Origin of the sequence: Aeromonas sp. S41-2, from assembly GCF_027705845.1 — a bacterium.
In the GTDB taxonomy this organism is placed as follows: Bacteria; Pseudomonadota; Gammaproteobacteria; order Enterobacterales; family Aeromonadaceae; genus Aeromonas; species Aeromonas hydrophila.
The window spans coordinates 91231-113403 of record NZ_JAPDCG010000011.1; the positions used below are offsets into that span (position 1 = coordinate 91231).

General features: G+C 62.5%; 15 protein-coding genes. 4 read left to right on the top strand and 11 right to left on the bottom strand.

Annotated elements, in window-relative coordinates:
• Positions 1-66: 66 nt before the first annotated feature.
• The 8 genes from OKC44_RS19585 to OKC44_RS19620 form a co-directional block, all read right to left on the bottom strand.
• Positions 67-1230, bottom strand: a complete 1164-nt coding sequence (locus OKC44_RS19585) for a phosphoglycerate kinase (RefSeq protein WP_011704731.1) — start codon at positions 1228-1230, stop codon at positions 67-69.
• Between the two features lie 62 nt (positions 1231-1292).
• Entirely contained in the window at positions 1293-2303 is a 1011-nt protein-coding gene (gene epd / locus OKC44_RS19590; RefSeq protein WP_010635047.1) for an erythrose-4-phosphate dehydrogenase, read from the bottom strand.
• 49 nt (positions 2304-2352) lie between these two features.
• The gene (locus tag OKC44_RS19595; protein WP_044799224.1) at positions 2353-3282 is read right to left on the bottom strand and encodes an ROK family protein; all 930 of its coding nucleotides are present in this window, start codon (positions 3280-3282) and stop codon (positions 2353-2355) included.
• 180 nt (positions 3283-3462) lie between these two features.
• Complete coding sequence (gene hemE / locus OKC44_RS19600; protein WP_270814656.1) at positions 3463-4530, bottom strand: uroporphyrinogen decarboxylase; 1068 nt, start codon at positions 4528-4530, stop codon at positions 3463-3465.
• 142 nt (positions 4531-4672) lie between these two features.
• On the bottom strand, positions 4673-5452 hold the full coding sequence (gene nudC / locus OKC44_RS19605) for an NAD(+) diphosphatase (RefSeq protein ID WP_270814658.1): 780 nt from the start codon (positions 5450-5452) through the stop codon (positions 4673-4675).
• Positions 5453-5652: 200 nt separating this feature from the next.
• The gene (gene putA / locus OKC44_RS19610; RefSeq protein ID WP_270814660.1) at positions 5653-8817 is read right to left on the bottom strand and encodes a bifunctional proline dehydrogenase/L-glutamate gamma-semialdehyde dehydrogenase PutA; all 3165 of its coding nucleotides are present in this window, start codon (positions 8815-8817) and stop codon (positions 5653-5655) included.
• Between the two features lie 269 nt (positions 8818-9086).
• The gene (locus OKC44_RS19615; RefSeq protein WP_270814663.1) at positions 9087-9692 is read right to left on the bottom strand and encodes a TIGR04211 family SH3 domain-containing protein; all 606 of its coding nucleotides are present in this window, start codon (positions 9690-9692) and stop codon (positions 9087-9089) included.
• 152 nt (positions 9693-9844) lie between these two features.
• On the bottom strand, positions 9845-10666 hold the full coding sequence (locus OKC44_RS19620) for a potassium channel family protein (RefSeq protein WP_011704725.1): 822 nt from the start codon (positions 10664-10666) through the stop codon (positions 9845-9847).
• Between the two features lie 31 nt (positions 10667-10697).
• Here OKC44_RS19620 and OKC44_RS19625 point away from each other — a divergent pair, with 31 nt between their 5' ends.
• The 4 genes from OKC44_RS19625 (at position 10698) to OKC44_RS19640 (ending at position 16807) form a co-directional block, all read left to right on the top strand.
• On the top strand, positions 10698-11948 hold the full coding sequence (locus OKC44_RS19625; protein ID WP_270814665.1) for a methyl-accepting chemotaxis protein: 1251 nt from the start codon (positions 10698-10700) through the stop codon (positions 11946-11948).
• 77 nt (positions 11949-12025) lie between these two features.
• On the top strand, positions 12026-12466 hold the full coding sequence (locus OKC44_RS19630; protein ID WP_270814667.1) for a GNAT family N-acetyltransferase: 441 nt from the start codon (positions 12026-12028) through the stop codon (positions 12464-12466).
• A 130-nt stretch (positions 12467-12596) separates the two neighbouring features.
• Entirely contained in the window at positions 12597-15470 is a 2874-nt protein-coding gene (gene glnE, locus OKC44_RS19635; RefSeq protein ID WP_270814669.1) for a bifunctional [glutamate--ammonia ligase]-adenylyl-L-tyrosine phosphorylase/[glutamate--ammonia-ligase] adenylyltransferase, read from the top strand.
• 245 nt (positions 15471-15715) lie between these two features.
• A complete protein-coding gene (locus OKC44_RS19640) occupies positions 15716-16807 on the top strand; it encodes a type I restriction endonuclease (protein ID WP_016349498.1) in 1092 nt (363 codons plus the stop codon).
• Between the two features lie 62 nt (positions 16808-16869).
• Here the strand turns inward: OKC44_RS19640 and OKC44_RS19645 are convergent, their stop codons facing one another.
• The 3 genes from OKC44_RS19645 to OKC44_RS19655 form a co-directional block, all read right to left on the bottom strand.
• Positions 16870-17406: a GNAT family N-acetyltransferase gene (locus OKC44_RS19645; RefSeq protein WP_270814672.1), complete on the bottom strand. Its 537-nt coding sequence runs from the start codon at positions 17404-17406 to the stop codon at positions 16870-16872.
• Positions 17407-17581: 175 nt separating this feature from the next.
• Positions 17582-19741 carry an AsmA family protein gene (locus OKC44_RS19650; protein ID WP_270814674.1) on the bottom strand — a complete coding sequence of 720 codons (2160 nt, stop codon included), beginning with the start codon at positions 19739-19741 and terminating at the stop codon, positions 17582-17584.
• 203 nt (positions 19742-19944) lie between these two features.
• Positions 19945-22092, bottom strand: coding sequence for a prolyl oligopeptidase family serine peptidase (locus tag OKC44_RS19655; RefSeq protein WP_270814676.1), 2148 nt, complete (start codon positions 22090-22092; stop codon positions 19945-19947).
• Positions 22093-22173: the final 81 nt, after the last annotated feature.

Consider the following 22173-nt stretch of genomic DNA (forward strand, 5'->3'; position numbering starts at 1 on the left):
CATGAACCGGCACAGCGGGCACATGATAAACGAAACGGGAGGCTTTTGCCCCCCGTCTCGGGTCAATTAGGCTTTGGCGCGCTGTTCCAGAATCGCAACAGCCGGCAGTACCTTGCCTTCCACGAACTCCAGGAAGGCGCCGCCGCCGGTGGAGATGTAGGAGACCTTGTCGGCGATGCCGAACTTGTCGATGGCAGCCAGGGTGTCACCACCGCCAGCGATGGAGAAGGCCGGAGAAGCAGCGATGGCTTCGGCGATCACCTTGGTGCCTTCAGCGAACTGGTCGAACTCGAACACGCCGACCGGGCCGTTCCAAAGGATGGTCTTGGCGTTCATGATGATGTCGGCCAGGGCCTTGGCAGAGTCAGGGCCGATGTCGAAGATCATGTCGCCGTCGGTCACGTCAGCGACGGACTTGATGGTGGCCGGAGTGGACTCGGAGAACTCGGCACCGACAACAACATCGGTGGTCACCGGGATGTTGGTTTCGGCAGCCAGTTTCTTGGCGGTGTCGATCAGGTCGTGCTCGCACAGGGACTTGCCGACGTTGTGACCGGCAGCAGCGATGAAGGTGTTGGCGATGCCACCACCGACTACCAGCTGGTCAGCGATCTTGGAGAGGGATTCCAGTACGGTCAGCTTGGTGGAAACCTTGGAGCCGCCAACGATGGCAACCATCGGGCGCTCAGGCTTCAGCATGGCTTTGCCCAGGGCTTCCAGTTCACCCGCCAGCAGCGGGCCGGCACAGGCGACCGGTGCGAACTGGGCCACACCGTAGGTGGAGCCTTCGGCGCGGTGAGCAGTACCGAACGCATCCATTACAAAGACGTCACACAGGGCGGCGTATTTTTTGGCCAGCTCTTCGGTGTTCTTCTTCTCGCCTTTGTTGAAGCGGCAGTTTTCCAGCACAACCAGCTCACCGGCGGCGACTTCTACGCCATCCAGGTAGTCTTTGGCCAGACGAACCGGGCAGGACAGTGCGTCTTTCAGATAGTTGACAACCGGAGCCAGGGAGAATTCTTCGTTGTATTCACCCTCGGTCGGACGACCCAGGTGGGAGGTGATCATCAGCTTGGCGCCCTTTTCCAGAGCCAGCTTGATGGTCGGCAGAGTCGCCACGATACGTGCATCGGAGGTGACCTTGCCGTCTTTTACCGGCACGTTCAGGTCAGCACGGATCAGAACGCGTTTGCCCGCCAGATCCAGGTCAGTCATCTTGATAACAGACATATTCAGTCCTCTATATTTTCAGGTAATGTTAAAAACAGTAACCTTGCGCCCGGTGCAGGCTCTCAGCCTGCGGCCATCATGGCCCGGGTGGTATCCAGCATGCGGTTGGCGAAGCCCCATTCGTTATCACACCACATCAACATCTTGACGAGGTTGGCATCGCTGACCCGGGTCTGGGTACCATCAATGATGCAGGAGTGAGCATCATGATTAAAGTCTACGGAGACCAGTGGCTCTTCCGTGTAATCCAGAATACCGCTTAATGTACCTCTGGATGCCCGTTGCAGGGCTTGATTTACGTCAGTAACCGTCACTTTTTTACGAACAGTAATACTCAGATCCATTGCCGTTACATTGATGGTCGGTACCCGTACCGCGATCGCCTCGAACTTGCCGGCGAAGTGTGGGAGGATCCGCTCCAACCCCTTAGCCAGCTTGGTATCCACCGGGATGATGGACTGGCTGGCAGCGCGGGTTCGACGCAAGTCGCTGTGGTAGGCATCGATGACTTGCTGATCATGCATGGCCGAATGAATTGTCGTAATAGTACCACAATTTATCTCGAATTCTCGATGCAATGTTTCGATGACGGGGACCACGCAGTTGGTGGTGCAGGAGGCGTTGGAGACGATCCGCTCGCGCCCGGTCAGCACCTGATGGTTGACCCCGTAGACGATGGTGGCGTCCACGTCCGCCTCGGCCGGATGGGAGAACAACACCTTGCCCGCCCCCGCCGCCAGATGCAGCTCGGCATCGGCCCGCGAGCCGAACACCCCGGTGCAGTCCAGCACCACGTCCACCCCCAGCGCCCGCCACGGCAACCGCGACGGATCCCGCTCGGCGAACAGGGAGATGAGATCCTCCCCCACCAGCATGCTGTTGCCGGCCAGCTGCACCGGATGGTGGAAGCGACCGTGGCTGGTGTCGAAGCGGGTCAGGTGCACCATGGCCTCGGGGGCAGCCAGCTCGTTGATGGCCACTATCTTGATGTTCTTGTCGCGGCCGCTCTCGTAGAGGGCCCGCAGCACGTTGCGGCCGATCCGCCCGTACCCGTTGATGGCAATCTTGATCATGAAAACTCTGGGTCCTTAGCTGGGACAAAGGGACAAGCGGATGGCTGACTCACGACAGCAGGGCATCCTGAAATTCACCGCGGGCCAGCAGTGCCGCCCCGAATACCCCGGCGCTGTCCCCCAGGGCTGGAGCAATAATGGGGGTGGCGAAGCGGGGATTAAAGAGGAAGGGCAAAATAGTCTCCCGTCCCACACTGTACAGGCTCTGCACGTTGCCGACCCCGCCTCCGATGACGATCACATCCGGATCCAGAATATTGACCACGTTGGCCAGCGCCTGGCCAAACAGCAGATGCAGCCGGTCGATGGTGAGCTTGGCCACGTGATCATGAGCCGTCGCCGCCGCTATCTTGGCCAGCGAGAGGTGACGCTTGGCCTTGGCCTCGTACCAGGCCTCCAGCGCCGGGCCGCTGATGAAGGTCTCGACGCAGCCGCGCTTGCCGCAGTAGCACTCGGGGCCGTCGGGTGAGAGCACGTTGTGGCCCCACTCGCCAGCGATGCCGTGATGACCGTTGAGGATGCGGCCGTTGATGACGATGCCGGAGCCGACCCCGGTACCCATGATGATGCCGAACACTACCTTGGCATCAGGATGGTGCTGACGCACCGCCCCCAGATGGGTTTCCGCCAGCGCGAAGCAGTTGGCGTCGTTGGCGATCAGCACCGGCACGCCGAGCCGGCGCTCCAGATCTTCCTTGAACGGCTTGCCGTTGAGCTCGGTGGTGTTGCAGTTCTTCATCAGGCCGGTTTGCGGATCCCGCGCCCCCGGCGTCCCCATGCCGATGAGGGTCGGCCGCTGACCGATCTTCTCGGCGCACTCTGCCACCAGTTTGGCGATCTGGCCGATCATGTGGTCATAACCGCCGGCACGCTCGGTGGGAATGCGATGGCGCAGCAGCACCTCGTCCCCTTCCAGTACCACGCATTCGCACTTGGTACCGCCAAGGTCGATACCCCAATCCAACAACCTGTTGCTCATCCTGCCTCCAGCCATGACCTTGGGGCGTCAGGCCCGGGTGCACGTTGCCGTGCCCGCCTGCAGTCGATCGCCCGCTACCGGGTTGCAGTGTAACCCGAGCGGCGGTCAGGATGCAGCCCCCGCCGCAGGCAGCAAAACGGGGCCTGCAGGCCCCGTTGTTCACTGTGCTGTCGACGGCGCTCAGCGGCCGTGGTACTGGGCGGACAGCTCGTGTACCGCGTTGACGAACACGCCGGCATGCTCCGGGTTCACATCCTGATGGATGCCGTGCCCCAGGTTGAAGACATGGCCGTTGCCGTGACCGAAGCCGGCCAGGATGGAGGCGACCTCTTCACGGATGCGGGCCGGGCTGGCGTAGAGCATGGAGGGGTCCATGTTGCCCTGCAGCGCCACCTTGTCACCGACCCGGCGCTTGGCGTCGGCGATGTCGGTGGTCCAGTCCAGACCCAGCGCATCACAACCGGTGGCGGCGATCTGCTCCAGCCACTGACCACCGTTCTTGGTGAACAGGGTAACCGGCACGCGACGACCGTCGTGCTCGCGAATGAGGCCGTCGACGATCTTGTGCATGTACTGCAGGGAGAAGTCGCGGTAGTCGCGCGGGGTGAGCACGCCGCCCCAGGTGTCAAACACCATGACCGCCTGCGCACCCGCCTTGATCTGGGCGTTCAGATAAGCAATCACGCTGTCGGCCAGCTTGTCGAGCAGCAGGTGCAGGGTCATGGGCTCTGCATACATCATCTGCTTGATCTTGGTGAACGCCTTGGAGCTGCCCCCCTCCACCATGTAGGTGGCCAGGGTCCAGGGGCTGCCGGAGAAGCCGATAAGCGGCACTTCGCCCTTGAGCTCGCGGCGGATGGTGCGCACCGCGTTCATCACGTAGCCGAGTTCATCTTCCGGATCCGGCACCGGCAGCGCCTGCACATCGGCCATGGAGGTGATCGGACGCTCGAAGCACGGGCCTTCACCCTGCTCGAAGTAGAGACCCAGACCCATGGCATCGGGCACGGTGAGGATGTCGGAGAAGAGGATGGCGGCATCGAGTGGATAGCGGCGCAGCGGCTGCAGGGTGACTTCACAGGCCAGCTCGGCGTTGCGGCACAGGGACATGAAATCCCCCGCCTGGGCGCGCGTGGCCTTGTATTCCGGCAGATAGCGGCCAGCCTGGCGCATCATCCATACCGGCGTCATGTCCACTTCCTGGCGCAGCAGGGCACGCAGGTAACGATCGTTCTTCAGCTCTTTCATCCCAGTTCCTGAGTCATATCCAGCATAAAATGGCGGATATGATACCACTTTGTGCGCGGCGGGGGGCGGCTCAAACGCCTGCCGCCGCCGTTGGAGTGCAAAGATGTGAAGGGGCGCAAACAAGCGCCCCTCTTTGCATCCCTCAGGCTTGGTCGCCGAGGCAGAGCGTGATGAGCCGCCGCGCTATGGTGCCATGGGGCGGCAGCCTTGGCAGCCCGTCGGCCTCGAAGAAATCGGCCGCCACCAGCTCCTCGTCCTGCACCCGGATCTCGCCACTCTCATAATCGGCGGTGAAGCCCATCATCAGGCTGTGGGGAAACGGCCAGGGCTGGCTCGCCACGTAACGCACATTGGTCACCCGGATGCCACTCTCCTCGAACACCTCCCGCGCCACGCACTGCTCGAGGTTCTCCCCCGCCTCCACGAAGCCGGCCAGCACGGTATACATGGGATCCTCGGCCTGATAGTGACGACGGTGGGCCGCCAGCAAGATGGCGGGCCCCTTGCGCACCGCCACGATGATGCAGGGGGAGATGCGCGGATAGACGACGTGGCCATGGCGACACCCTTGCGCCCACTCCCCCGCCTTCGGGCTCATGGGGGCGCCGCACTCGCCGCAGAAGCGGTGGGTGTGGCGAAAGGTGGCGAGTTGCCAGGCGCGGCCGGCCAGCTGAAAGCCCGTTTCATCCCCGGCTACCATCAGCTGGCGCAGAGGAATCAGGGTCGCGGTGTCGGCCGCTTCCCCCAGATCCAGCAGCAGGCAGGGCAGCCCGTCCCACTCGTCAAAGCGCTCAAAGGCGGCATGCTGCAAGTGGCTGGGCAGACAGGCACGGGGGCCTTGTGGAATGTGCCCCTGGTCATCCAGCAGGACGAGGTGATCGCCCCCCAGCACGAACCAGTGGGCCTGTTCGGTTAATGGCATAGATGCAGCACTCTTTGTTGTGACGTCGGTCGGGATGCGCGCCCGGGGCTGGGCGGCGGTGACGGATGAAAGCGACAACCGGCCACCATATTAAGACGCGGCAAGCCGGGTGGCGACCCCAAGATGGCGGCTTTTCAATGCTCATGAGAACGCCCATGAAAAAGGCCGCCCGCAGGCGGCCTGATGTCGGTCACGGTCGTTCAGGCGTCGCCCATCGCCAGCAGGGAGGCGTTGCCGCCCACCGCCGTGGTGTTGATGGTGCGGGTCTTCTCGGTAATGAAACGGCTCAGGTAGTGGGGGCCGCCCGCCTTGGGACCGGTGCCGGAGAGGCCCTGCCCACCGAACGGCTGCACCCCGACCATGGCGCCTATCTGGTTGCGGTTGATGTAGACGTTGCCCACGTTGATGCGGCTGGCCAGCTCCTCGGCATGGGATTCGTTGCGGCTGTGGATCCCCAGCGTCAGGCCGTAGCCGGTGCCGTTAATATCCGCGATCACAGTGTCCAGCTCCTTGGCGGCGTAGCGCACCACGTGCAGGATGGGGCCGAACTGCTCCTTCACCAGCTCGCGGATGGAGCCGATTTCCAGCGCGGTCGGCTGCACGAAGTGGCCCGCCAGCGTTGCGGATGGCATGGGGGCCTGAGCGATCAGACGTGAGCGCGGGATCATGTGCACCAGGTGCGCATCCAGCCCGGCCTTGGCCTCGGCATCGATGACCGGGCCCACATCGGTATTGTGTTCGGCCGGATTGCCCACTTTCAGCTCCTGCAGCGCACCGGTCAGGATCTCCAGCACCCGCGGTGCTATCTCCTCCTGCAGGTAGAGCACCCGCAGGGCGGAGCAGCGCTGACCGGCGCTCTGGAAGGCGGCGCTCACCACGTCGCGCACCACCTGCTCCGGCAGGGCAGTGGAGTCGACTATCATGGCGTTCTGACCGCCCGTTTCGGCGATGAGCGGCAGGATGGCGCCATCACGCTGGGCCAGGGTCATGTTGATCAGCTTGGCGGTCTCGGTGGAGCCGGTGAAGCAGACGCCGCCGATGCGGGCATCCGCCGTCAGTTTGGCGCCCACGGTGGCGCCATCACCCGGCAACAGCTGCAGCACGTCACCCGGAATACCGGCCTGATGGGCCAGGGTCACCGCCAGATAGGCGATGAGACCGGTCTGCTCCGCCGGCTTGGCGATGACGGTGTTGCCGGTGGCCAGCGCCGCCGCGATTTGACCGAGGAAGATGGCCAGCGGGAAGTTCCATGGGCTGATGCAGACGAACACGCCACGGCCCTGCAGGAACAGCTCGTTCTGCTCGCCGGTGTAGCCGGGCAGCAGGGTCGCCTGCCCCATCAGGCCACGGGCCTGCACCGCGTAGTAGCGGCAGAAGTCCACTGCCTCGCGCACCTCGTCGATACCGTCCTGCAGCAGCTTGCCCGCCTCGCGGGTACAGAGGGAGATGAACTGCTCGCGATTCGCTTCCAGCAGATCCGCCAGCTTCTCCAGCGCGGCGGCGCGCTCGCTCACCGGGGTTTCGCGCCAGCGCGGGAAGGCAGCATGAGCCGAGGCAAGCGCCTGCTCCACCGCCTGCTCGTCGGCCCAGTGGATCTTGCCCACTAGCTGGCTCACATCCTGCGGGCTCAGCACGGTACGGGCCTCGCTGCGCTTGAGGGTCTCCCCATCGACGATGGGGCCGGCCAGCCACTGCTTGCTCTCCAGCTCCTTCAGCTTGGCGAAGAAGGGACGCTGGATGGAGACGATGTTCATGTTGACGCCGCTGGAGTTCTTGCGGTCGCTGAACAGGTTCACCGGCTGCGGAATGCGGTCATTGGCCAGGCTGCCATAGCGCTTCAGGGTGCGCAGCGGGTGCTCGGCCAGGCTGTCCACCGGGGTGTTGGGATCCACCAGCTTGTGGACGAAGGAGGTGTTGGCCCCGTTCTCCAGCAGGCGGCGCACCAGGTAGGGCAGCAGATCCTTGTGGGCACCGACCGGCGCATAGATGCGGCAGTGCAGGCCGGGACATTCGCTGAGCACGGCGTTGTGCAGCTCCTCCCCCATGCCGTGCAGGCGCTGGAATTCAAACTGGCGATCGCCGGCCATCTCCAGAATGCTGACCACGGTATTGGCGTTGTGGGTAGCAAACTGGGGCGAGATGAAACCGCGGGTCGGCTCGCTCAGCAGGTAGCGGGCGCAGGCGAGGTAGGAGATGTCGGTGCCCGCCTTGCGGGTAAACAGCGGGTAGCCGGGCAGGCCGGCCTGCTGGGCATATTTCAGCTCGCTGTCCCAGTAGGCCCCTTTCACCAGCCGCACCGGGATCAGATCCCCCTGCTCGCGAGCCAGCCCCGTCAACCAGCACAGTACCGGCAGGGCACGCTTGGAGTAGGCCTGCACCACCATGCCGAGCTTGCCCCAGCCACGGTTGGCCTCGGAGCGATAGAGCTGCTCGAAGAGATCCAGCGACAGCTCGAGGCGGTCCATCTCCTCGGCATCTATGCTGATGGCCACGTCCTTGTCACGGGCCAGACGCACCAGCCCCACCAGTCGCTCGCTCATCTCGCCGAGCACCCGCTCGCGGTTTGCCACGTCATAGCGCGGATGCAGCGCCGACAGCTTGATGGAGATGGACGGGGCCGGGCCGCCGTCGCTGATGCGCTCATTGCCGACCGCCTCGATGGCGCGCTGGTAGTCGCCGAAATACTTGTCCGCATCGGCCAGGGTCAGGGCAGATTCCCCCAGCATGTCATAGGTGTGGGTGTAACCCTTCTCGCGGGACTTGCGGCTCGCCTTCAGGGCCTCCTTCATGTCACGCCCCAGCACGAACTGCTTGCCCATGATCTTCATAGCGGCGTACATGGCGGAGCGCACCACCGGCTCCCCCAGCTTGTTGACCATGCGGCCCAGCATGTTGGCCGGATTGCCGTCCAGCTTCTTGTCCAGCTTGATGATCTTGCCGGTCAGCATCAGCCCCCAGGTGGAGGCGTTCACCAGGGTGGAGTCGCTCTTGCGAAAATGGGACGACCAGTTGGCGCCGGAGAGCTTGTCCTTGATCAGGGCGTCGGCGGTCTCGGCATCCGGGATGCGCAGCAGCGCCTCCGCCAGGCACATCAGTATGATCCCCTCCTGGGTGTCCAGGCTGTACTCCTGCAGGAAGGCATCTATGCCATCGCCGGAGCCACTCTCCTTGCGTACCTTGGTCACCAGGGTGCGGGCACGCTGGGTCACCCGTTCCAGCGAGGCGCCATCCCCCGGCAGCATGGCCGACAGCTCGGCCAGATAGGCATTTTCATCCACCACGTAGTTCTGGGTGATGGCTTCGCGCAGGGCGGCCAGATCGGAGGGAACATAGTCAGCGGCAAGCACTTGGGTAGCTTTGAACATATGGGGTCTTCCTGTACGCCCTAGGGCTGATATCGACGAAGGCGGCCGTGCCGCCGAAACGCCGATAATGTATACAATATCAACCCATAGATGAAATGAAATTGTTGCCTGTTATTAACAAAGATCGCTGATTGGCTCATATGACGCACGATATCGGCGCCATATGCTAACCAGACAAAATTCATGGCCTTATTTTGTATACAATTTTTCTCAAGGCAAAAAAGAAGGGTCGCCATGGCGACCCTTCACTCTGCTTCCGACAGCCGTTGTCAGTTCATCCAGCGATCGCCGCGGCTGCGACGACGGGGCAGCATGGGCAACAGGATGCCGAGCAGGATGCCGCCACCCACCATGGCACCACCGCGGATGAACCAGTCCATCTGCATGTCGTGCTCCTGGTTGTCGTAGCTCTGGGTCAGGGCGTCGTTCTGCTCTTTGAGATTGCCCATCTCCTCGCTCTGGCTGGCCAGCTGAGCCTTCAGGCTGGCGATCTCCTTGCTCTGCTCGGCGATCTTGCCATCCTTCTCGGTGAAGCGTTTCTCGTTGTCACCGTTGAGGTTCAGCAGGCGGGCCTTGGCCTCTTCCAGCTCTTTTTGCACCTGGGGCAGCCGTTCGCGCAGGCTGCTCTCGCCCTGCAGCTCGCTGCTCTTGATCCAGCCTTCACGGCCACGACCATCCACCACCTGGGTGAAACCGGCTTCGTTGTTCACTGCCTTGACGTCCAGCGGCTCACCCGCCTTGACGCTGCCAAGGATCCGGTACTGGGTACCCGGACCATTGTGAATAAAGGTAAAGATGTTGTCTGAAACATAACGGGTATCGGCCAGTGCCTGTTGGGCACACAAGCAGATCAGGATCCCGAGAAGGGCGCGCATGGTCGATCGGTTCTCTTCGTTTGGTTAGGTGACTGGCGAATGTTAAGCCGCCTGCGGGTCAAAGGACAAGCAAAGAAAAGTGGCGCCCCCCGAGCTGAGAGCTGGCTCGCAACTTGTCTGCGCCGCGACGCGACCATTCCGGACGCCGCTGCCTATTTCTGTTTCAGTGCCTTCACCTCGTCCCGCAGGGCACGCAGCTCCTGCAACAACAGATCCTGCTGCGCACTCTGGTGATGACGCCACTTCTCCAGCTCGCCATCCCCCCGCCCCGGCTGCAGAAACAGGCTGGCCATGAAACCGCTGATGGCGCCGAACAGGCCGACCCCGAACAGGATCAGCAGGCTGGCGACGAAACGCCCTTGCTCCGTCTTGGGCACCAGATCGCCGTACCCCACGGTCGACAGGGTCACAAGGGTCCACCAGAACGCATCGTAGGGCGTCTGGATCTGGCTGCCGGGCTGGCCAGATTCGATCAGATACATGACCCCGGAACCGACCCCCAGCAACAGGAAGAACAGGAACAGGATGCCGGAGAGGGTGGTCTCGTTGCGCTCGCGACGAAACATGGCCCAGAGGTCCGGGTGCTCCTTGAACAGCTGATAGACCCGCCACAGCTGCAGCAGACGGGCCCAGCGCAGCTGCTCCACCATCGGCAGGCTACCCGGCAGATAGAACCAGTTGGCCTTGAAGAAGGCCATCCGGTCGGAGGCGCGGGCCCAGCCATAGGCGAAGTGGGCGAGGAAGAAGTAACAGATCAGGCTGTCGACGTCATAGAACAGCTGCAGGGTCTGGGGGGTGAGCTGGGCATGTCCCCACCAGCGGGCCGTGACCAGCAAAACCGAGATCACCGACAGAAACGCCATCAGCAGATCCATGGCGCGCAGATGAGTTAAGTGATGTCGCATACATTTTCCCACTTTAGGCACGGTGCGAATTAATAAAAAGGAAGATAATGCCGATAGTCCTGAGGACAAAGGAAAACCGGTCATTAAAAGGAGAAATATTATGCAGTTAAACCCGCTGGAGAGGCGAATGAGCAATATCCGGCTGGTACCCAAAGTGGTACTGCTCATGGTGTTCAGTACTGTGCTGCTGCTGGTCAAGCTCTGGTTCGACGCCAGCAATCTGGAAACCACCCTGCTCAGCGAAGGCATCGCGCCCGACAAGGCGGACACTATCGCCAACAGCCTGCTCTGGACCGGGTTGATGGAGACCGCCATCATGGGGCTGCTGTTCGTGGTGCTGCTGCTGACCGGCTCGCGCCTGATGGTCAAGCAGGTGCACTATCTGGTAGGCCTGCTGGAGCGCTTCGCCCGCAAGGATCTGAGCCACCGGGTACTGCTCAAGTCCCGTGACGAGTTCGGTGACATCGCCAAGGCGGTGGCCCACTCCCAGGAGAATCTCAAGGAGGTGTTCGGCACCCAGCGCGTCGCCTGCAAGGAGCTCAACGACATCGCCTCCCAGGTCACCCTTTGCATGGAGGAGGCCAACGAGGCCATCAGCGAGGAGTTCACCCAGATTGAGCAGCTGGCCAGCGCCATGAGCCAGATGGTGGGCGCCATTCGCGAGGTGGCCGCCCATGCGGAGCAGGCCTCCCATGCCACCGCCGAGACCAGCCTGCTGGCCGAGGAGGGCAGCCGCTGCGTGGCCGCCACCGTCAACACCATAGACACCCTCTCCGGCAACATTCAGCGCTCCTCCACCGTGGTCAATCAGGTGGAACAGGGGGTCGAGCAGATCGGTTCCGTCGTGGATACCATTCGCGGCATCTCGGAGCAGACCAACCTGCTGGCACTGAACGCCGCCATCGAAGCCGCCCGCGCCGGCGAGGCCGGCCGCGGCTTCGCGGTGGTCGCCTCCGAGGTGCGCGAACTGGCCAACCGGGCCCAGGCCGCCACCGTCGAGATCCAGAAGATGATCGAGCAACTGCAGGGCAACGCCCGCCAGGCCGCCGAACTGATGGCCCAGAGCGTGCAACAGGCCGACAAGGGGGTGGAGCAGGTGACCCAGGCCGGCGACCAGCTCGCCACCATAGTGCAGCGGGTGCAGGGGGTGGCCGACATGAACCGCCAGATCGCCGCCGCCTCCGAGCAGCAGAGCTCGGTGGCCGAGGAGATGAGCAGTAACCTGGAGCAGGTCAAGCAGGTGGTGGAGGGCTCCGTGGTCGTCCTGCGCGAGCTGCAGGAGGCCTCCGAACTGGTGGAGCGCCACAGCCAGACCCTGGATACCCATATTCAGGCCTTCAAACTGGCCTGACTTTCACACAGCAATCTGGTTAGACTGGAAGGCCCCACGAGGGGCCTTTCTTTTTTTCATCGCGGCAAGGAGCCAGGATGCGGACCACAGAACTTGCGCTTGAAATCAGCGCCGACAAGGGACGGCTCGACGTGCCGCTGATCCACCGCTTCTTGTCTGAGGAGGCCTACTGGTGTCGCGGCATTCCCCTTGCCACCCTGCAGCGGGCCATCAACCATTCGCTCTGTTTTGGCGGCTACCTCGGCGCTCAGCAGGTCGCCTTCGCCCGGGTCATCACAGACAAGGCCACCTTCGGCTATCTGGCCGACGTGTTTGTCCTGCCTGAGCATCGCGGCCGCGGCTACAGCAAGGCGCTGGTGGCGGCCATGCTCGACCATCCCGAGTTGCAGGGATTGCGTCGCCTCTCCCTCGCCACCTCCGACGCCCACGGCCTCTACGCCGGTTTCGGCTTCGTACCGCCCGCCAGCCCCGGCAGCCTGATGGAGATCTACCACCCCGATATCTACCAGCGCACCTGAATCACTGGCTGCCGATAATTCCCGCCGGATCATGCTTCTCGCCCCTGCGCTGTGACGCGGGGGCCCGACAGTGCTAGATTGGCAGCCAGCTTTTTATCCGGCAGTTTCGTTAATCACAAGGACGGCAACCGTGGCCCAGCACTCTCCCTCTTTCTCCGCCTTCTCCCCCCTGCTGCAGGAGCTGGCCCAGCGCCATTGGCAACGGCTGATTGAACTGGCCCCCGACTACGGCACGCAGCCCGAGCCCGTTCGCCACCCCCTGCTGACCCTGCTTGGTCTCTCCGATTTTGTCGCCGACTCTCTCTTCAAACAGCCGGAGTTGCTGACCGAGCTGCTCGCCTCCGGGGATCTCGAACGGGCCGAACGCTGGCCCGCCTACCAGAGTGACCTCACTGCCCTGCTCGCCGAGGTAAGCGATGAAGAGGCGCTCAAGCGCATCCTGCGCCAGTTCCGCCGCAGCCGCATGCTGGTGATCGCCTGGCGCGAGCTGCTGGGCCAGGCGGCGGTGGAAGAGAGCTTTATCCATCTCACCAAGCTGGCGGATGCGCTGATCTGCACCGCCCGCGACTGGCTCTACGCCAAACAGTGCGGCGAGCTGGGCACCCCGATGGACGGCAACAGCAACCCGCAGCCACTGCTGATCCTTGGTATGGGCAAGCTTGGCGGTGGCGAGCTCAACTTCTCCTCGGATATCGACCTTATCTTCACCTTCCCAGAGAACGGCTACACGGTCGGCGGACGGCGCGAGCTGGCCAACCAGCCCTTCTTCATCAAGCTGGGGCAGCGGCTGATCAACGCCCTCCACCAGCCCACCCAGGATGGTCAGGTGTTCCGGGTCGACATGCGGCTGCGCCCCTTCGGCGACGCGGGGCCGCTCGCCATCTCCTTTGCCGCCATGGAGGATTACTACCAGCACCACGGCCGCAACTGGGAGCGCTACGCCATGGTCAAGGTGCGGGTACTGGGGCCCCAGTGCGAGCACGCCGTTGAACTCGCCGAGATGCTGCGCCCCTTCGTGTTTCGCCGCTACATCGACTTCGGCGTCATCGACGGCCTGCGCCAGATGAAGGCGATGATCGCCGCCGAGGTGCGCCGCAAGGGGCTGGAGGGCAACATCAAGCTGGGGGCTGGCGGCATTCGCGAGGTGGAGTTCATCGCCCAGGCGCTGCAACTTATTCGCGGCGGGCGTGAGCCGGCGCTGCGGGTGCGCCACCTGCCAGAGGCGCTGGCCGCCATCGCCCAGTGCGGCGCCCTCGAATCCGCCCATTGCGACCGCTTGCTGGATGCCTATCGCTTCCTGCGCCGGGTAGAGAACATTCTGCAGGAGATTGGCGATCAGCAGACCCAAACCCTGCCCACCGAGGAGCGGGATCGCCAACGGCTGATCGCCTCCCTCGGCTTTGCCGACTGGGGCGCCTTTATGGCTCATCTGGATGAGGAGATGGCCGCCGTCCATCAGGAGTTTGCCGCCGTTGTTGGCGAAGAGAAGGAGGCCCCCGCCCATCTGGAGCAGCTCTGGCTCGATCTCTGGCGCACCGAGCTCGATGCCGCCGAGCTGGAAAAACTGCTGACCACGCAGGGGGTGGCCGAGCCCGCCCCGCTCTGCGCCGCCCTGCTGCGTTTCAAGGAGGAGTACAAGCGCCGTCAGGTGGGGCCGCAGGGGCGCATCGCGCTGGACTGGCTGATGCCGGAGCTGCTGCGGCTGGTGGTGGCCAGCGAGCAACCCGCCCGCCTGTTCGAGCGGGTGTGCGAGCTGCTGACCCGCATCTTCACCCGCAGCGCCTATCTGCAGCTGCTGGCGGAGAACCCGGGCGCCCTGCGCCAGCTGGTGCGGTTGTGCGATGCCAGCCATCTGGTGAGCGAGCAGCTGGCCCGCTACCCCATTTTGCTGGACGAGTTGCTCGATCCCCAGCACCTCTATCACCCCACCCCGCTCGATCAGTACAAGCCCCAACTGCGCCAGTTCCTGCTGCGCATCCCCGAAGAGGACGTGGAGCAGCAGATGGAGGCGCTGCGCCAGTTCAAGCAGGTGCAGCTGCTGCGCATCGTAGCGGCCGACATCGCCGGCGCCCTGCCGCTAATGAAGGTGAGCGACCACCTCACCTGGCTGGCGGAGGCGATCACCGAGGAGGTGGTCAATCAGGCCTGGGCCCAGATGAGCGAGCGCTACGGGGTGCCGCCCGAGGTGGCGGTGAGCGGCCAGCGCGGCTTTGCGGTGGTGGCCTATGGCAAGCTGGGCGGCATCGAGCTCGGTTACGGCTCGGATCTCGACCTGGTGTTCCTGCACGGCGGCGACCCCAACAGCTACACCGATGGTCGCAAGCCCATCGACAGCCGCCAGTTCTACCTGCGCCTCGCCCAGCGGATCCTGCACCTGTTCAGCACCCGCACCCCCTCCGGCATTCTCTACGAGATCGATATGCGGCTGCGTCCCTCCGGCGACTCCGGCCTGCTGGTGTCGTCCCTCTCGGCCTACGAGCAGTATCAGCAAAACGAGGCGTGGACCTGGGAACATCAGGCGCTGGTGCGGGCCCGTCCCATCTATGGCGATGATGCGATCAAAGCCGAGTTTGCCCGTATCCGCCGCGCCGTGCTGGCCAAGGAACGCGACCTGCCGACTCTGGCCCGCGAGGTCCGCGAGATGCGCCACAAAATGCGGGATCACCTGCTCAAGGCGGGTGCCGGCGAGTTCGACCTCAAGCAGTCCCCCGGCGGCATGGTGGATATCGAGTTTATCGCCCAGTATCTGGTGCTGGCCCACGCCTGCGGCGAGCCCGATGCCCTCACCCGCTGGTCCGATAACGTGCGGATCTTCGACGAGTGCGTGATGGCGGGGGTGCTGACCCTGGAGCAGGCGGAGGGGCTGAAACAGGCCTATCTGGAGATCCGCAACCTCGGCCATCGCCTCAACCTTTCGGAGATCTCCCGCAAGGTAAGCGACGATCAGCTGCAGAGTGAGCGCAGCCATGTGCTCGCCGTCTGGCAAACCCTGCTGGGGGAATAAACAGCAGGGGCGCCGAGGCGCCCCTTCTCATTGCTCGGGGCAACAATGGACAAATATTCTCCATATAAAACTCAATAGCGGTGAGCTAGATCCTGTTTCAAGAATACAAGCCTTGGAATCGTATGGCGCTTTGCTGAATATAAGCAGAGGTTATGAGTATCTGCCCCACATTATTCTGACCAGGGATGATAGTGGGGAATATAGCGTTAAAAAGTAGAACTTTGCCGCCATACAGAGAGGAAGAAATGGATTTTTCAGAACAGCTACAGAGTCTATCCAAGAAAATTGCTCAACAGTCATCGATGATCACGACTGAAGAAGCGACCAAAAATGCCTTTGTCATGCCGTTTCTTAACCGCGTTCTCGGTTACGATGTCTTTGACCCCACCGAGGTAATCCCTGAGTTCACCGCAGACACCGGTATCAAAAAGGGAGAAAAGGTTGACTATGCCATCCTCAAGGATGGTCAAGTTCAAATTTTGGTTGAATGTAAAAAATACAGTGAAAAACTGTCTGCAAAGCACTCAGGTCAACTCTTCCGTTATTTCTCGGTAACCAATGCCAGAATTGGCATTCTCACTAATGGCGCTCAATATGAGTTTTATACCGACTTGGATGCGCCGAATAAAATGGATGAAAAACCTTTTCTGACACTTGATCTTGAGGACATAGATGAGCATGTAGTTCCTGAGGTATTAAAACTGACTAAAACAGCTTTCGATGTTGAGTCAGTTGTTGATGCTGCTGGAGAACTTAAATATCTTAGCCAGATAAAGAAACTACTTGCTGAGCAGTTCGCCTCTCCAGAGGAAGATTTTGTCAAATTTTTTGCGTCTCGAATTTATGATGGTGTACTTACTGCCAGGGTAAAACAGTCGTTCACGGATATCACCAAGAAAGCACTGAATCAGTTCCTCAACGATAGCATCAATGCCAGATTGAAATCTGCAATAGGTAACAGTGTCAGCACCTCGTCTGTCTCATCAGCCTCAGAGAGTGAGCTACCGAATGACAACAGTGAAAATGATAACAACAAAGAAAAATCTAGAGTAGATACAACTATTGAAGAAATGGAAGCATTCAACGTTGTAAAAGCTATTCTCAGACAGAAATTTGATGTTGCCAGAATTGCGCCGAGGGATACCCAGAGTTATTTTGGGATTCTGCTTGATGATAATAACCGAAAACCACTTTGCAGATTACATTTTAACTCTCGCCAAAAGTATATAGGGCTGTTTGACGCTGAAAAGAAAGAAACTAGACACCCGATTGACTCAATAGATGAAATTTTCACTTTTGCAGATCAATTACTTCATACCACTGCTGTTTACGAATAATCCTGCTATTAGGGGGAGATTCCTCCCCCTTTAATTCACAATACAAATATCCGTCACCTTATTTAAATCGGGTCGTGATCCATCACAGTCTCCACCAGCACCTTGTTGAAACGCCGATAGCCCTGCTCATCGAGCGGGGCCGGATAGCTCAGCACCCGCAGCACATGGCCTTGATGATCCGGCTGATAGGGCGGGTGCACATGGTCATGCTCGTTCAGGTAAAAACCCAGTGACTGATAGAAGCGCAGCCGACGCAGGGCGATCTCGTCCTCTGGCGGATCTATCTCCAGGATGACCGGGTGCCCCGCCGTCTCGCAGAAGGCGGCAAGCAGGCGTGAGCCGTGGTTATGGCCACGCAGGGCCGGGTTGATGGCCAGGTGTTCGATGTAGATCTGCTCGCCGCAGTCCCACCAGAAGATAAAGCCGAGCAGTTGCTCGCCCTGATAAAAGAGCTGACAGTGAAAGCGGGAGTCTCCCATCTTGAGCTCTTGATGCTGCGGCTGGCGCTGTTCGTAGCGGGGAAAGCTGCTGCCGTAGATCTGCCAGACCAGCGGCCAGTCCGGATGGGATACCTCTCTTGCGATTTCACTTCGACTCATTCATCTGCTCCTTGGTAAAACTACAGTGATACCATCTTTGTCCGGCCCAAACACCCCTCTCTTTCGCTACCAGCGCAGGCTGCATCGAGTTTTCATGCCTTGCCCAAGCGCAGCCAAAAATGCACAGAGCCCGCACGGGGCGGGCTCTGCATGGCGATAAAGCGAGAGGCTGGGGCTATTTGAACAAGCCCTTGAGCAGCTGATCGGCCACCCCCTTCACCCCTTCGTTGTCGGCCTTGTCACCCAGCAGCTTCTTGAGACCGCGCTCGGCCTCCTTGCGGGCCTTCTCCTCCAGCAGCTTGTTGTTGCTGAGCAATTCCTTCACGTCGAGCCGGTAGCTCGGCACCTGCCAGTGGCCGCCGATGCGCACCGGTATGGTGATGTCCTTGAGCTCGTCCACCGTCTTGCCCCCCTGCCCCTTGCTGCTCTCCACCACGGAGGTGAGGAACAGGAAGTCGAGGGTCTCCGGCACCAGAGCGGTCTGGCCCTGCCCCTTCACCCGCAGGGCGGGGGCAAACAGCTGGATGTCGTCGCTCCTGGCAACCCCGTCGGCAATCCGGAAGCTGGCGGTGAGGGCGCTGAAATCGGTCTTGCGCACCTCCTTCACCTGATCCGCCCCCTTGCCGGTCAGGGTGGCCCGCGCCTCGCGGATCATCTCCGCCAGGTTGATGCCGTGCAGGGCACCATCGCTCAGTCTGAGGCTCACCTTGCCCTGCATCCGGCTGCGCAGCGCCTGCTCGGAGAGTCCTGAGCCCTGCGCCTCGACCTCCAGATCACCCTTGCCTTCCAGCAGGTCGGTCTGGGCCAGGGTCTGCAGCAGCGGCCGCACATCGACCCCCTGCACCCGCTTGTGCACCTGATAGCGGGCCGGCTGCTGACGGGCATCGAGCACGCCGCTGGCGGTCACCTGGCCGCCGGCCACCCCGGCGCTGAACTGCTTGAGGGTGAGCTGGCCACCGGCCAGGGCCAGCAGCAGATCGACGGCGCTCAGATCCAACCCCTTCAATCGCAGGCTGCCCAGTTGCAGCCGGCCAGCCAGGTCCACCGCCTTGAGGGCGGTCAGGTCGGGCTCTTGGGTTGAGAGCGCCTTGGTGGCGGGCGCGGCGGTCTGCGCCTGTGCTCCGGCCGGCGCTGCGGCGCCCGAGGTAGCGGTCGCAGGCGCAGTCTTGGCCGGCTGACCGAGCCAACTGTCCAGGTCAAGCTTCTCCCCCTTGAGGTCGAACCCCACCCTGGGCACGGCGCCCAGCTGCACGCTGCCGTTGCCGCTCAGCAGGGCATCATCCACCCCCATCACCAGGTTGCTGAGGGTGACAGCCTGTTTGCCCAGCTCGGCGCGGGCAAAGCCCGCCAGCTTCACCTGCATCTGTGGGCGCGGCAGGGCATCACCGCTCAGCTTGGCGGCCAGCACGGCATCCGAGACCTCCAGCAGTTGCCGGTTTTCATCGAGCCGCGCCTTGAGGGTTCCCTCCAGCGTACCGGCCAGGGTCGGCTTGTCCGCCGCCCCCTGTGCCCCCTGCAGACTGAGGGTGAGGCTGCTCCACTGTCCCAGCGTCAGCCGGTCGGCCTTGAGGGAGAAGGCATCCAGCCGCTGGGTCGGTTCGCTCAGGCTCCCCGCCAGCGCGACATCTTTCAGCTCGCTGCGGCTGGCATCGGGCGCCAGCTTGAGCTGGGCCGACCCCTTGAGATCAAACGCCAGCTCACCCTGGGCCCCCTTGGCGGCCAGGGTCACCGGCACCCACTGATCCACGGCCAGCTGGCCCAGGTTCAGGTCCAGCTGCTCGAGGCGGGAGACGGTGCCGTTGCGATCGTCCTGCAGCAGGGCGCTGGCCTGTTGCAGCTCCACCCCTTGCAGGCTGATCTGCCAGGGCTGCTTGTCACTGGCGGGCGGGGGCGTCGTTGCGGCAGGCTCGGAGGTCACCGCCTCCCCCTTGGGCTCGGCGGAGGCCTTGAGCAGATCGCTCAGGTTGGAGCTGCCGTCAGCCTTGGTCTGGATAAACAGATGGGCGCCGCTCAGGGTCACCTTGCCGATCTCAAGCTTGTGGGAGAGCAGCGGCAGCAGACCCACCGAGGCCTCCCCGCGGGTGAAGCGCACCAGGTCGGGCTCGGCAAAGCCGGCGGGGTTGCGCAGCGCCACCTGCTCGAGGGAGAGGCCGAGGCTTGGCCAGAAACGCCAACCGATATCCCCTTGTATCACCAGCTCGCGACCGGTGCTCTTGCGCACCTGTTCCACCAGCTGGGGCTTGAACTGATTGGGATCGATGAGGGACACCAGGGCGGCGATGGCCACCACGGCCGCCAGCGCCAACCCCAGCAGGATGTAGATGATCTTCTTCACGATGGACTCCTTGAATGCGGATCTTGTTGCTGACTATACCACCGGGGGGATGACAGATGGGGCCCGTCTGCCAAAACGGGCCTGCGGCGAGACAGGGATGGTCGCAGCGAGTGTTTCCAGCGCAGCCCTGCCAACGCGCGGCAATGAAAAGGGCCCCGCAGGGCCCTGATGATAGTGGATGGCTGGCGCCCGTCTCGCCCGGATCAAGGCTGACGCGGCAACTGCTGATAGCCCATCTCGTACAGGGTGAAGGCATAGATGTCCGCACTCTGCTCGATAAGCTTGGCCACCGGCGTACCCGCCCCGTGCCCGGCATTGGTCTCGATGCGGATGAGCTGGGGATGGGGGCCCACATTGTCGGCCTGCAGGGTGGCGGCAAACTTGAAGGAGTGGGCCGGCACCACCCGATCGTCGTGATCCGCAGTGGTCACCAGGGTCGAGGGATAGCTGACCCCGGGCTGCACCTGGTGCAGCGGCGAGTAGCCCTTCAGGTAGTCGAACATCGCCTCGCTGTCGGCACTGGTGCCGTAGTCATAGGCCCAGCCAGCCCCGGCGGTGAAGGTGTGGTAGCGCAGCATGTCGAGCACCCCCACCGCCGGCAGGGCGACCCGCATCAGATCCGGCCGCTGGGTCATCACAGCCCCCACCAGCAGACCGCCGTTGGAGCCACCGCGGATCGCCAGCCGATCGGTGCGGGTGTAGCCCTCGGCCTTGAGGTACTCGGCCGCCGCGATGAAGTCGTCGAACACGTTCTGCTTGTTCATCCTGGTGCCCGCCAGGTGCCAGGCCTGGCCGTACTCGCCGCCCCCGCGCAGGTTGGCCACCGCATAGACGCCCCCCAGATCCAGCCAGTTGGCCACCGACACGCTGAAACTCGGAGTCAGGCTCACGTCGAAGCCGCCATAGCCGTAGAGGATGGTCGGGTTGCTGCCATCGAGTTTCAGCCCCTTGCGGTAGCTGATGATGAGCGGCACCCGGGTGCCGTCCTTGCTCTGGTAGAAGCGCTGCTCGGAGACGTAATCCTCCGGCTTGAACGGCGCTGCCGAGGCGCGATAGAGGCTGATGGCGCCGCTTTTTGGCTCGAACCGGTAAAGAGTGGGCGGCTGGGCATAGTTCTCGAAACCGAAGTAGAGCGCGGGATCATCGTGCTTGCCGTTGAAGCCGCTGACGCTGCCAAGGCCGGGCAGCGCCACCTCGCGCACCCGCTTGCCTTCGTAGTCGAACTGTTCGACCCGGGCGGTGGCATCCACCATGTATTCGGCGAACAGGTAGCCGCTGCCACTGTGCACCGTCAGCACCTGCTGGCGCTCGGGGATGAGATCGCGCCAGCGGGCCGGTCCCGGGTTGGCGGCATCCACCGTCACCAGCCGGCGGTTGGGGGCGTCCCGATTGGTCAGCAGGTAAAGGGTGCTGCCCTGGTTGTCCACCAGGCTCACGTCCGCATCCAGATCCCCCTGCACCGTCAGCAGCGGCGCGTTCTCCTGGCTCAGATCCTTCACATAGAGGCGGTTGCCGGAGGTGGAGTTCGCCGCCGAGATGAGCAGGAAGCGGTCATCTTCGGTGACGGTCGCCCCCACGTAGCGGTGGTGCTGGGCCGGGATGGCGCCAAACACCAGCCGGTCATCCTCCTGCGCCGTGCCGAGCCGGTGGAAATAGACCTTGTGCTGATCGGTCTTGGCCGACAGCTCGCTGCCGTCGGGCTTGTCGTAGCTCGAGTAAAAGAAGCCCTCGTTGCCAAGCCAGCTGATGCCGCTGAACTTCACGTCCTTGAGGGGCGCCTCCAGCGGCTGCTTGCTCTCCACATCCATCAGGTGGATCTCGCGCCAGTCGCTGCCCGCCAGCGACAAGGAGTAGGCCAGGATGCGGCCATCGCGGGAGAAACTCAGCTGATCCAGCGCCGTGGTGCCGTCGGGGCTGAGGGTATTGGGATCGAGGAACACCTCGGCCGGCTTGCCCTCCAGCTGGCGCCACAACACGTTCTGGTTCTGCAGACCGTCGTTCTTGAAGAAGTAGTGGTAACGCCCCTCGCGAAATGGCGCCCCCTCCTTGGCGTAGTTCCAGGAAGAGGCGAGCTTCTCCTTGATGGCGGCGCGATACGGGATCTGTGCCAGGTAACCCTGAGTCACGGCGTTCTGGGCCTTGACCCAGGCCTCGGTCTCGGGGCTGCGATCATCCTCCAGCCAGCGATAGGGGTCGGCCACGGCCTGGCCGAAGTAGTGATCCACCTGCTCACCCTGGCGGGTGACGGGGTAGTGAAGGCGCGCTTTCCCTGACATGGCATCCTCTTTGGTTGACTGGCCACTGCACGCACACAGCAGTGACAGGGCCAGCAGGCTGACAATGGCTCGCATCGATGCGGCTCCCTGCGATTTCGGGTGAAGCGGGCAGGTTAGCAAAGAGTGCCGGACGGCCCAACCCCCCAGCGGGTGAAC

Coding starts and splice junctions, on each gene's coding strand:
- OKC44_RS19645 (WP_270814672.1), bottom strand. CDS start 17,406: ATGAGTCGAAGTGAAATCGCAAGAGAGGTATCCCATCCGGACTGGCCG.
- putA (WP_270814660.1), bottom strand. CDS start 8,817: ATGTTCAAAGCTACCCAAGTGCTTGCCGCTGACTATGTTCCCTCCGAT.
- nudC (WP_270814658.1), bottom strand. CDS start 5,452: ATGCCATTAACCGAACAGGCCCACTGGTTCGTGCTGGGGGGCGATCAC.
- hemE (WP_270814656.1), bottom strand. CDS start 4,530: ATGAAAGAGCTGAAGAACGATCGTTACCTGCGTGCCCTGCTGCGCCAG.
- OKC44_RS19585 (WP_011704731.1), bottom strand. CDS start 1,230: ATGTCTGTTATCAAGATGACTGACCTGGATCTGGCGGGCAAACGCGTT.
- OKC44_RS19640 (WP_016349498.1), top strand. CDS start 15,716: ATGGATTTTTCAGAACAGCTACAGAGTCTATCCAAGAAAATTGCTCAA.
- OKC44_RS19615 (WP_270814663.1), bottom strand. CDS start 9,692: ATGCGCGCCCTTCTCGGGATCCTGATCTGCTTGTGTGCCCAACAGGCA.
- OKC44_RS19655 (WP_270814676.1), bottom strand. CDS start 22,092: ATGCGAGCCATTGTCAGCCTGCTGGCCCTGTCACTGCTGTGTGCGTGC.
- OKC44_RS19595 (WP_044799224.1), bottom strand. CDS start 3,282: ATGAGCAACAGGTTGTTGGATTGGGGTATCGACCTTGGCGGTACCAAG.
- OKC44_RS19630 (WP_270814667.1), top strand. CDS start 12,026: ATGCGGACCACAGAACTTGCGCTTGAAATCAGCGCCGACAAGGGACGG.
- epd (WP_010635047.1), bottom strand. CDS start 2,303: ATGATCAAGATTGCCATCAACGGGTACGGGCGGATCGGCCGCAACGTG.
- OKC44_RS19625 (WP_270814665.1), top strand. CDS start 10,698: ATGCAGTTAAACCCGCTGGAGAGGCGAATGAGCAATATCCGGCTGGTA.